Source organism: Pseudomonas entomophila, assembly GCF_029478665.1.
Taxonomy (GTDB): Bacteria; Pseudomonadota; Gammaproteobacteria; order Pseudomonadales; family Pseudomonadaceae; genus Aquipseudomonas; species Aquipseudomonas entomophila_F.
In genome coordinates this window covers 103,488-114,529 of sequence record NZ_JARPQB010000006.1, presented here as the reverse complement: position 1 = coordinate 114,529, position 11,042 = coordinate 103,488, and the positions used below count along the sequence as shown (strand labels likewise).

Below are 11,042 nucleotides of genomic sequence, written 5' to 3'. Positions count from 1 at the left end.
GCGGAAATTGGGTAGCAAAAACGGCCGCGCAGTGGCGGCTGGGGGGCGGTGTGGAGGTCGAGCGCCGCTCGCGCGACGCATCGCGGATAAATCCGCTCCTACAGGGGCAAGGCGGCAGTGCCGCGTCAGGCAACCAACCGCTGTAGGAGCGGATTTATCCGCGATGCGCCGCGCAGGCGGCGCTCGGTCTCATGGGCGACGCAACGTTCCCGTCGATCGCCCAGAGACCCCCAGGCCTTAGCCCGCGACCGGCGCGCGCCAGTCGTCGGAACCGGAAGTACCGGACACTTCGTGGGTCCAGGTGATCTTGCGGTAGGTGAAGTGCACGTCTTCCAGGTGGGTGAAGTGGGCGTTGCCCGGGTCCTGGCAGTTGTGCATGTAGTCCTTGATGTCGACGATGATCGCGTCTTCCAGGACGGTGGTGTAGTAGTGCTCCTGAGTGCCCTGGGCCGAGGTGCGGTACCACTTGATCTCGACCTTGGTCATGCGCTCGCCCGAGGTCAGGGCGGCCAGCAGCAGTGGCGAGGCCTTGTCGAAGACCTTGGTGATCTTCACTGGTTTGTGCACGCGCTGGCCGGTCGGCTGGCCGGACTGCGGGTCACGCGGGATGATCACTTCGTGTTCGAAGCCCTGGACCATGACCTGGTCTTCGTGGCCTTCCTGGTAGGTGTTGCCCACCGAGTCGGCGGTGAAGGCGCCAGCGGTGATCAGACCTTGTTTTTCGCCGGTGACGGCCATGTAGGCGGGAGTTGCCATGTGTCGCTCTCCTTGCTTGGAAAATAGTCGCCGGGTGGCAAGAATTTGCCACCTCGGAGCGACTAGGTAATACAAAGGGCGTGCCAGTTTTTATTTATCTATGTTGGGCAGATAGTTACAAAACACGCACACTCATTTGAGTTCTTTTTTAAACTTGAACCATTCAAAAGTTGCGCAACTTCTTGCGCAGTGGTGGCAAAAAGTTGCGCAGTTGGCTGTACATGACGAATGCCAAGGCCTGCATCGAACTATCCACACACTTATCCACATTTGAGTGCGCAACTTCTTGCGCAGTTGACTGAGAAGTCAAAAACCTAAAAAAGTGAAAACCATAGGGGTGTGTTGAGTGGGCCGGCCTCTTCGCCAGCGAAGCTGGCTCCTACAAGGACCGCGCGGCCCGCAAGAGCGGCGCCGAACCTGTAGGAGCCAGCCTTGCTGGCGAACCCAGACAACACCGACGTCCATAAGAAGCAACCGCTGACTCGTTTGTTGCCATGCCTGTGCGCGAACCTCCCACGCCAGGCATTGTCCCTATGACCGAAGCCACACTTCACACCACGACCTTCGCAGGTGGGTTTGCCATCGCGCTTGTGTCATCATGCTCCGACCGCCGGTTAGCCCTCCTAAAGCCTCTATGAACAGACCCTACGCATTGCTGCTTGCCTTCGCCCTGCTCCAGGGCTGCCAAAGCCTGGCCCCGCAGAAGACGGACGACCAACCGCCCGCCGCCAACGCCGGCAAGAGCGCGGAAAAGCCCGTGGTGTATGGTTCGTTCACCCAAGACACGCTCTACAGCCTGCTGGTGGCCGAACTGGCCGGCCAGCGCAACCGCTTCGACATCGCCCTGGCCAACTACGCCGACCAGGCGCAGAAAACCCAGGACCCTGGCGTCTCCGAACGCGCCTACCGCATCGCCGAATACCTCGGCGCCGACGAGCCGGCCCTGGACAGCGCGTTGATCTGGGCCCGCAACGACCCGCAGAGCCTCGACGCCCAACGCGCCGCGGCCATCCAACTGGCCCGCGCCGGGCGCTACGACGACTCCATGGCGTACATGGAGAAAGTGCTGCAGGGCAAGGGCGACACCCACTTCGACTTCCTCGCGCTGTCCGCCGCTGAAACCGACCAGGCCACCCGCGACGGCCTGATGCAGAGCTTCGACCGCCTGCTGGTGAAGTACCCCGACAACGGCCAACTGGTGTTCGGCAAGGCATTGCTGCTGAACCAGGACGACAAGCCCGAACAGGCCCTCGAACTGCTGGAAAGCCACCCGGCGCAGAACGGCGAGATCGCCCCGATACTGCTGCGCGCCCGCCTGCTGCAAGGGCTGGACCGTGGCCCGGAAGCGCTGCCGCTGCTGCGCGGGGCGATCCGCGACAACCCTGACGACAAGCGCCTGCACCTCACTTATGCGCGCACCCTGGTCGAGCAGGACCGCATCAACGATGCCAAGGTCGAATTCGAAAGCCTGCTGCAGCAATACCCGGAAGACGACGAGATCCGTTACTCCCTGGCCCTGGTATGCCTGGAAACCAAGCAGTGGGATGAAGCCGAAGGTTACCTGCAGGAAATGGTCGAGCGCGACGCCAACCCCGACGCCGCCCACCTGAACCTCGGTCGCATCCGCGAGGAGCGCCACCAGCCGGCCGCCGCCCTGCGCGAATACGCCCTGGTCGGCGCGGGCCCGGACTACCTGCCGGCGCAACTGCGCCAGGCCGACATTCTCATCGCCAATGGCCGCAGCGCGGAGGCCTCGCGCCTGCTCGCCGAAGCCCGTGAAGCTCAGCCCGACTACGCGATCCAGCTGTACCTGATCGAGGCCGAAAGCCTGGGCAACAACGGCAAGGAGGCCCAGGCCGCGCAGGTGCTGGAGCAGGCGATCAAGCGCTACCCGGACGACCTCAACCTGCTCTACACCCGCGCCATGCTCGCCGAAAAGCGCAACGACCTGGGGCAGATGGAAAAAGACCTGCGCGCCATCATCGCCCGCGAGCCGGAAAACGCCATGGCCCTCAACGCCCTGGGCTACACCCTGGCCGACCGCACCACCCGCTACACCGAGGCGAAAGCCCTGATCGACAAGGCCCACCAGTTGACCCCGGACGACCCGGCGGTGCTCGACAGCCTGGGCTGGGTCGCCTACCGCATGGGCAACCTCGACGAAGCCGAACGCCAACTGCGCCAGGCCTTCGAACGCTTCCCCGACCATGAAGTCGCCGCCCACCTGGGCGAAGTGCTGTGGGCCAACGGCAAGCGCCGCGAAGCCCGCCAGGTCTGGGGCAAGGGCTTCGAGGCCCAACCCGATAGCCCCATCCTGCGCAAGACCCTCCTGCGCCTGACCGGATCCGAGAGCCTGTAAGCCATGTTCCTGCGTCATTGCATCACCTTCACCCTCATCGCCCTGCTCGCCGGCTGCGCCGGCTTCGGTAGCAAGGAAGCCGTGCAAGGCCAGGGCAACCCGCAACTGTGGCGCCAGCACAAACAACAGCTGAGCGGCCTCGACGGCTGGCAGATCAACGGCAAGGTCGGCATCCGCGCGCCCCGCGACTCGGGCAGCGGCACGCTGTTCTGGCTGCAGCGCCAGGACTACTACGACATCCGCCTGGCCGGCCCGCTCGGCCGTGGCGCCGCACGCCTGACCGGCCGCCCCGGCGGGGTGATGCTGGAGGTGGCCAACCAGGGCCGCTTCGAAGCCGACAGCCCCGAGGCCCTGCTGGAAGAACAGCTCGGGTGGCGCCTGCCGGTCTCGCACCTGGTCTGGTGGGTGCGCGGCCTGCCCGCCCCGGACAGCAAGAGCCAGCTCACCCTCGACGGCGACAGCCGCCTGGCCCGCCTGACGCAGGATGGCTGGCAGGTCGAGTACCTCAGCTATATAGAGCAGAACGGCTACTGGCTGCCCGAGCGCCTGAAGCTGCACGGCGAGAACATCGACGTCACCCTGGTGGTCAAGGACTGGCAGCCGCGCCAGCTGGGGCACTGAGTCGATGGAAAAGCTCACCCTGCCGGCCCCGGCCAAACTCAACCTGTGGCTGCACATCACCGGCCGCCGCGCCGACGGCTATCACGAGCTGGAAACCGTGTTCCAGTTTCTCGACCACGGCGATGAACTGAGCTTCTCGCTTCGCGAGGACGGTGTGATCCGCTTGCACAGCGAGATCGCCAACGTACCTCACGACAGCAACCTGATCGTGCGCGCCGCGCGCAAGCTCCAGGAACAGTCCGGCACCAAACTCGGCGCCGACATCTGGCTGCACAAGGTATTGCCCATGGGCGGCGGCATCGGTGGCGGCAGCTCCGACGCGGCAACCACCCTGCTGGCGCTGGCCCACCTGTGGCAACTCGACTGGAACGAGGATCGCCTGGCCGCGCTGGGCCTCACGCTGGGTGCCGACGTGCCGGTGTTCGTGCGTGGCCACGCCGCGTTCGCCCAGGGCGTGGGCGAACAACTGACCCCAGTCGACCCCGCCGAACCCTGGTATGTCGTGCTGGTGCCGCAAGTGTCTGTCAGCACAGCGGAAATTTTTTCGCATCCGGAGTTGACACGTGATTCTCTCCCCCTTAAGATGCGCCCCGTTCCCGAGGGAAACAGTCGAAATGACTGCCAACCGGTAGTAGAGCAACGTTACCCAGAAGTTCGCAATGCGCTGATTTCACTGGGTAAATTCACGGAAGCTCGAATGACCGGCACTGGAAGTTGTGTGTTTGGGGCCTTCCCAAGCAAAGCCGAAGCTGATAGAGTTCTGGCCCTTCTTTCAGAGACCCAAACAGGGTTTGTGGCGAAAGGAAGCAACGTTTCGATGTTGCATCGCAAGCTGCAAAGTCTGATCAAGAAGTCGAGTTCATAAGAATTCGCAGCAACAGATACAGGGGCGTCGCCAAGCGGTAAGGCAGCAGGTTTTGATCCTGCCATGCGTTGGTTCGAATCCAGCCGCCCCTGCCATTTCTTATACTCATCCAGGTTACCCTCAGCCTTCAGGTACTGCGCGTGTCCAAGATGATGGTCTTCACGGGGAATGCAAACCCCGATCTGGCTCGGCGTGTCGTACGTCAGCTGCATATTCCACTGGGTGACGTTTCTGTCGGTAAATTCTCCGACGGCGAAATCAGTGCTGAAATCAACGAAAATGTCCGCGGTAAAGACGTCTTCATCATTCAGCCCACCTGTGCCCCAACCAACGACAACCTGATGGAACTGGTCGTGATGGCAGATGCCTTCCGCCGCTCCTCAGCGTCGCGAATCACCGCCGTGATTCCCTACTTCGGATACGCCCGCCAGGACCGCCGTCCGCGTTCGGCACGTGTAGCCATCAGCGCCAAAGTCGTCGCTGACATGCTCACTGTCGTGGGTATCGACCGTGTACTCACCGTCGACCTGCACGCTGACCAGATCCAGGGTTTCTTCGATATCCCCGTCGACAACATCTACGGCTCGCCCGTACTGGTCGACGACATCGAAGACCAGCGTTTCGAGAACCTGATGATCGTTTCCCCGGACATCGGTGGCGTGGTGCGTGCTCGCGCCGTGGCCAAGTCCCTGGGCGTCGACCTCGGGATCATCGACAAGCGCCGCGAGAAGGCTAACCACTCCGAGGTTATGCACATCATCGGCGACGTCGAAGGACGCACCTGCATCCTGGTAGACGACATGGTCGACACCGCCGGCACCCTGTGCCACGCGGCCAAAGCCCTGAAAGAACACGGTGCCGCGAAGGTCTACGCCTACTGCACGCACCCTGTCCTGTCGGGCCGCGCGATCGAGAACATCGAGAAGTCGGTACTGGACGAGCTGGTGGTGACCAACACCGTGCCGCTGTCCGCCGCTGCTCAAGCCTGTGACCGTATCCGCCAGCTGGATATCGCACCGGTTGTCGCTGAAGCGGTACGCCGCATCAGCAACGAAGAATCGATCAGCGCGATGTTCCGCTAAGCGGAACACTCGCTGACGAAAAGCGCCCCGCCCCAACACTGGTTGTTGGGGCGGGGCTTTTTTGCCATCCCCGTCTGGCGCTGGTCGCAAACGCCTTTCGGGAGGCTATTTTGGAGAAACAAAATGACTGACTTCATCCTGAACGCCCAAGCGCGTACTGACCTGGGGAAAGGTGCGAGCCGCCGCCTGCGTCACTCCGCCAACATCCCTGCCGTTGTCTACGGTGGCGATAAAGAAGCCCAATCCCTGACCATCGTGGCCAAGGAAATCGCCAAACTGTTCGAAAACGAAGCTGCCTTCAGCCACGTGATCGAACTGAACGTCGATGGCGCCAAGCAGAACGTCGTGGTCAAGGCCATGCAGCGTCACCCGGCCAAAGGCTTCATCATGCACGCCGACTTCGTTCGCGTCGTTGCTGGCCAGAAGCTGACCGCCAAGGTTCCAGTTCACTTCGTCGGCGAAGAAGCCCCGATCAAGAAAGGCGGCGAGATCTCGCACGTCGTTTCCGAGATCGAAGTGTCCTGCGAAGCCAAGGACCTGCCTGAGTTCATCGAAGTCGACCTGTCCAAGGCCGAAGTCGGCACCATCATCCACCTGTCGGACCTGAAAGCTCCGAAAGGCGTAGAGTTCGTCGCTCTGGCCCACGGTGATGACAAAGCTGTTGCCAACGTCCACGCCCCGCGCGTTGCCGCTGAAGCTGCTGAAGGCGCTGCCGAGTAATCCACTCGCACGCCGGCGTTGATCGGGTTACAGTGCCGCGCGCACCGTAACCCACCAACTCCAAGGAAGAGCCCCTGACGTGACCGCCATCCAGTTGATCGTCGGCCTGGGTAACCCCGGCCCCGAATACGAACAGACCCGGCATAACGCAGGGGCTCTTTTCGTTGAACGCCTTGCCAGTGCCCAGCGCGTGTCGCTGACCGCTGACAAGAAGTATTTTGGCCTGACGGCTAAGTTCAGCCATCAAGGCAACGATGTTCGTTTGCTGATCCCCACCACCTACATGAACCGTAGCGGCCAGTCCGTGGCGGCTCTGGCCAATTTCTTCCGCATCAAGCCGGAAGCGATCCTGGTGGCCCACGACGAACTCGACCTGCCCCCCGGTGTCGCCAAGCTCAAGAAGGGCGGCGGCCATGGCGGGCACAACGGCCTGCGCGACATCATCGCGCAGCTCGGCAACCAGAACGACTTCCACCGCCTGCGGCTTGGCATCGGCCACCCGGGCGACGCCAAACTGGTCTCCAACTTCGTCCTGGGTCGCGCGCCGCGCGCCGAGCAGGAGAAGCTCGACGCCAGCATCGATTTTGCCCTCGGCGTGATGCCCGACGTGCTTGCCGGCGACTTCGCCAAGGCGATGCGCGAACTGCACAGCCAGAAGGCCTGACACTTTAGAAAGGGGAATACCCATGGGTTTCAATTGCGGCATCGTCGGCCTGCCCAACGTCGGCAAGTCCACCCTGTTCAACGCCCTGACCAAGTCTGGCATCGCGGCGGAGAACTTCCCCTTCTGCACCATCGAGCCGAACAGCGGCATCGTGCCGATGCCCGACGCGCGCCTGAACGCGCTGGCCGAGATCGTCAAGCCGAACCGCATCCTGCCGACCACCATGGAATTCGTCGACATCGCCGGCCTGGTCGCCGGTGCCTCGAAGGGTGAAGGCCTGGGCAACAAGTTCCTCGCCAACATCCGCGAGACCGACGCCATCGCCCACGTGGTGCGCTGCTTCGAAGACGAGAACGTGATCCACGTTTCCAACAGCGTCGACCCCAAGCGCGACATCGAGATCATCGACCTCGAGCTGATCTTCGCCGACCTCGACAGCTGCGAGAAGCAACTGCAGAAGGTCGCGCGCAACGCCAAGGGCGGCGACAAGGATGCCCTGGCGCAGAAAGCCATCCTGGAAAAACTGATCCCGCACTTCACCGAAGGCAAGCCGGCACGCAGCCTGATGAAAAACATGGCTGACGACGAGAAGGCCGTGATCCGTGGTTTCCACCTGCTGACCAGCAAGCCGGTGATGTACATCGCCAACGTTGCCGAAGACGGCTTCGACAACAACCCGCACCTGGACGTGGTCAAGGCCATCGCCGAGGAAGAAGGCGCGGTCGTGGTACCGGTGTGCAACAAGATCGAAGCCGAAATCGCCGAGCTGGACGAAGGCGAAGAGAAGGACATGTTCCTCGAGGCCCTGGGCCTGGAAGAGCCTGGCCTGAACCGCGTGATCCGCGCCGGCTACGAGCTGCTGAACCTGCAAACGTACTTCACCGCCGGCGTGCAGGAAGTGCGTGCCTGGACCGTCCGCGTCGGCGCCACCGCGCCGCAAGCCGCGGGCGTGATCCACACCGACTTCGAGAAAGGCTTCATCCGCGCCGAAGTGGTGGCCTACGACGACTTCATCCAGTTCAAGGGTGAAGGCGGTGCCAAGGAAGCCGGCAAGTGGCGCCTGGAAGGCAAGGACTACATCGTCAAGGATGGCGACGTGATGCACTTCCGCTTCAACGTCTGAGCCAACAGGCCACGATGGGAAAAGCCCCTTGAGCGTTCGCGTTCAAGGGGCTTTCTTTTTTCTGCGGGTTAGGTGAGCTTTTCGCTGACTGACTGCCAGCAGTTTTGCATTTATCGCCCCCGCAGCCGGGTTCAGGCTAGACGCTTTTGCGCAGACAGGACCCGCTCATGAAGCACGCTCGCCCCCAGGCTATCCCCACCGTGCAGGTGGACACCGACGAAGTGATCGTCACCGAATGGCGCTTCGCCCCAGGCGCCGAAACCGGGCGTCATCTGCATGGCCATGACTATGTGGTGGTGCCAATGACCGACGGCACCTTGCTGCTGGAGACTCCGGAAGGTGAGAAACGGGCGGCACTGGTGGCGGGGCAGAGTTATTTTCGCAAGGCGGGGGTCGAGCACAACGTGATCAATGCCAGTGACCACGAGATCGTGTTCATCGAGACCGAGTTGAAGTAGTTCATCTGTGCGGGCCGGTTCGCCGGCAAGCCGGCTCCTACAGGGTCGGCGCCGCACCTTCACCCACCTTGCGCAACCGTCTACAATTCCTCCTGCTTGAACCGGGATAACCGAAGCGCTGCCTCGAAACCCGATGGACCTGACCACTGCCGGTCAACCGTCGGGACAAATGGGTCCGGACCTTGGCCGGCCTGTTTATCGGAGGCAACACATGAGCCCGCGTATCTGGCTGCTGGCCCTGGCGACGTTCGTCACGGGCATGGCGGAAAACATCACGGTCGGCATCCTGCCGGCACTGGCCGATGGCCTGGACGTTCCGCTCGGCGTGGCCGGGCAACTGACCACGGTCTTCTCCCTGAGCTTCGCCCTCGCCGCGCCCTTCTCTCCCCTGCTCACCACACGCTTGCCGCTGCGTGGACTGCTGTGCGCCACGTTGGCTTTGTTTGCCCTGTGCAACCTGCTGGCGACATGGGCGCCCGGTTACACCGCACTGCTGATCGCCCGCATCGGCATGGCCGCGACCAGCGCGCTGACCTGCCTGACTTGCACCTTGATGGCCACGCGGATGGCGCCCGAAGCCCTGCGCGGGCGCGCCATCGGGGTGATCTTCATGGGTATCTGCAGCTCGCTGATACTCGGTGTGCCGGCCGGCATGCTGCTGTGCGACGCCCTGGGCTGGCGCGGCGTGTTCGTCGGCCTGAGCGGCCTGGCGGTGGCAGTGCTGTTGATGGCCTGGCGCGGGCTGCCGACATTGCAGAGCAACGAACGCATCGCCCTGGCCAGCTACGTGCGCCATCTGCGCGACAGCCGCCTCACGGCCGCGCAGGGGGTATCGCTGTTGATGATCGCCGGGCACTTCACTGTGTTCGCCTACCTCGCGCCCTACGCCCAGCAGGTCGCCCATGTACCGCCTCAATGGTTGGCAGCGGTGTTCGCGGCATTCGGTATCGCTGGTGTCTCGGGCGGCTATGTCGGCGGCTGGATGGCCGATCGGTTGGGCGTGGCCAAGGCCATCCTGCTGGCGCCTCTGTTGTACCTCGCCAGCCTGCTGGTGCTGCCGCTGAGCGCGGGCACACCGTGGCTGTTCCTGCCGGCGATGATGCTTTGGGGTGGATTGAGCTGGACCACCTCGCCAGTGGTACAGAGCTACCTGGCCAAGCGCGGGGAAGATACCTTCCCGGCAGGCATGAGCCTGAACATGTCGGCCATGCACCTGGGCGTCGGGCTGGGTTCGGCGATCGGTGGTGGGGTGATCACCGGGGCGACGCTGGCAGCCACCCCCTGGGCTGGCGCCGCGCTGACCGCGTTGGCGGCGGGCCTGGCGTTCTGGTCGGCGCGCCCACCCATTGTGTCGCGCTTCAGCGAGCGCGAGCCGGCGTAGCGGCCTGCTGCTCCTGCTCGAAGGCATCTGCCAGGTAGTCGATCAACTTGCGCACCGCGGGCATCAACCCGCGCCGGGAAGGGAACAGCGCCACCACCTCCCCTTCCCGTGGCGCCCAGTCGTCGAGGGCATGGACCAACCGCCCGGCAGCCAGATCGGCGCGCACCGCCTCCTCGGGCAGCAGCACCACGCCCACGCCGGCCAGGGCAGCCTCGCACAGTACCGCCAGGTCGTCCGATACCACACGAGGGCGATGGCGCACGGCAGCCTCACTACCCGCAGGCCCGGCCAGCATCCAAATGGAGTCCTGCACATCGGCGCCCCAGCTCAGGCTCGGTAGCGCCTGGAGCCCTTCCGGAGACAGGGGGCGCCCATGTACGGCCAACAAACCCGGCGCGGCTACCAGGCACTGTCGGCTCGTGGCCAGGCGACGCATCACCAGCTCGCTGCTTTCCAGTGGCTGGTGCTGCACGCTCAGCACCAGGTCGAAGCCCTCGCCGATCACATCCACCCGGCGGTTGTAGCTCTTGACCAGCAGCTCGACCACCGGGCATTGAGCCATGAAGCGTGCCAGCATCGGCGCCAGGCGCGAATCGAGCAGCGCGGTGCTGCTGGCCAGGCGCACAATGCCACGAGGCTCGGCGCGGTTGCGCTCGACGGCATCCTCGGCGGCGACGGCCTGCTCGAGCATGCCCAGGCAGTGGCGGTAATACTCCAGGCCCACCTCGGTCACCTGGAACTGCCGCGTGGAGCGCTGGATCAGGCGCACGCCCAGGCGCTCCTCGAGCTTGGCCACACGCCGGCTGAGGCGTGACTTGGGTAGGCCAAGGATGCGCCCGGCGGGCGCGAAGCCGCCGTGCTCCACCACCTTGGCATAGAGATAAAGGTCGTTCAGGTCGAACATCGGCAATACTCGTCCACGGCTCACCGCTGCATCATCCGCCATTCTCCAGGGATCGTCACAGGGGCCGTGGGCGTCACCAGGCCCGGGCCCTTGTAACGGGGCCCGGGCT

At 63.7% G+C, this 11,042-nt stretch carries 11 protein-coding genes and 1 tRNA gene; 10 read left to right on the top strand and 2 right to left on the bottom strand.

The window, feature by feature from the left end:
* Positions 1 to 237: 237 nt before the first annotated feature.
* Positions 238 to 756: an Hcp family type VI secretion system effector gene (locus tag P5705_RS04955; RefSeq protein ID WP_011536257.1), complete on the bottom strand. Its 519-nt coding sequence runs from the start codon at positions 754 to 756 to the stop codon at positions 238 to 240.
* Positions 757 to 1,390: 634 nt separating this feature from the next.
* On the opposite strand from P5705_RS04955, the gene P5705_RS04950 reads away from it, so the two are divergent.
* The 10 genes from P5705_RS04950 to P5705_RS04905 all read left to right on the top strand — a co-directional run bounded on the left by P5705_RS04950 (position 1,391) and on the right by P5705_RS04905 (position 10,029).
* Positions 1,391 to 3,115 (top strand): tetratricopeptide repeat protein, encoded by a 1,725-nt coding sequence (locus P5705_RS04950; RefSeq protein ID WP_277459791.1) that lies wholly within the window; start codon positions 1,391 to 1,393, stop codon positions 3,113 to 3,115.
* A 3-nt stretch (positions 3,116 to 3,118) separates the two neighbouring features.
* Positions 3,119 to 3,736 (top strand): lipoprotein insertase outer membrane protein LolB, encoded by a 618-nt coding sequence (gene lolB / locus P5705_RS04945; protein ID WP_011532199.1) that lies wholly within the window; start codon positions 3,119 to 3,121, stop codon positions 3,734 to 3,736.
* A 4-nt stretch (positions 3,737 to 3,740) separates the two neighbouring features.
* A complete protein-coding gene (gene ispE, locus P5705_RS04940; protein WP_277459790.1) occupies positions 3,741 to 4,601 on the top strand; it encodes a 4-(cytidine 5'-diphospho)-2-C-methyl-D-erythritol kinase in 861 nt (286 codons plus the stop codon).
* Positions 4,602 to 4,621: 20 nt separating this feature from the next.
* Positions 4,622 to 4,696: transfer RNA gene (locus tag P5705_RS04935), tRNA-Gln, on the top strand.
* Between the two features lie 45 nt (positions 4,697 to 4,741).
* Positions 4,742 to 5,683: a ribose-phosphate pyrophosphokinase gene (locus P5705_RS04930; RefSeq protein ID WP_016391678.1), complete on the top strand. Its 942-nt coding sequence runs from the start codon at positions 4,742 to 4,744 to the stop codon at positions 5,681 to 5,683.
* A 123-nt stretch (positions 5,684 to 5,806) separates the two neighbouring features.
* Positions 5,807 to 6,403: a 50S ribosomal protein L25/general stress protein Ctc gene (locus tag P5705_RS04925; protein ID WP_011532196.1), complete on the top strand. Its 597-nt coding sequence runs from the start codon at positions 5,807 to 5,809 to the stop codon at positions 6,401 to 6,403.
* A 79-nt stretch (positions 6,404 to 6,482) separates the two neighbouring features.
* The gene (gene pth / locus P5705_RS04920) at positions 6,483 to 7,067 is read left to right on the top strand and encodes an aminoacyl-tRNA hydrolase (RefSeq protein WP_248918664.1); all 585 of its coding nucleotides are present in this window, start codon (positions 6,483 to 6,485) and stop codon (positions 7,065 to 7,067) included.
* A gap of 22 nt (positions 7,068 to 7,089) precedes the next feature.
* On the top strand, positions 7,090 to 8,190 hold the full coding sequence (ychF, locus tag P5705_RS04915; protein WP_213659567.1) for a redox-regulated ATPase YchF: 1,101 nt from the start codon (positions 7,090 to 7,092) through the stop codon (positions 8,188 to 8,190).
* Positions 8,191 to 8,357: 167 nt separating this feature from the next.
* Complete coding sequence (locus tag P5705_RS04910; protein WP_252091962.1) at positions 8,358 to 8,648, top strand: cupin domain-containing protein; 291 nt, start codon at positions 8,358 to 8,360, stop codon at positions 8,646 to 8,648.
* Positions 8,649 to 8,859: 211 nt separating this feature from the next.
* Positions 8,860 to 10,029 carry an MFS transporter gene (locus P5705_RS04905; RefSeq protein ID WP_277459789.1) on the top strand — a complete coding sequence of 390 codons (1,170 nt, stop codon included), beginning with the start codon at positions 8,860 to 8,862 and terminating at the stop codon, positions 10,027 to 10,029.
* Here P5705_RS04905 and P5705_RS04900 read toward each other — a convergent pair.
* Positions 10,007 to 10,933, bottom strand: coding sequence for a LysR substrate-binding domain-containing protein (locus tag P5705_RS04900; RefSeq protein WP_277459788.1), 927 nt, complete (start codon positions 10,931 to 10,933; stop codon positions 10,007 to 10,009). The genes P5705_RS04905 and P5705_RS04900 overlap by 23 nt on opposite strands.
* Positions 10,934 to 11,042 lie beyond the last annotated feature (109 nt).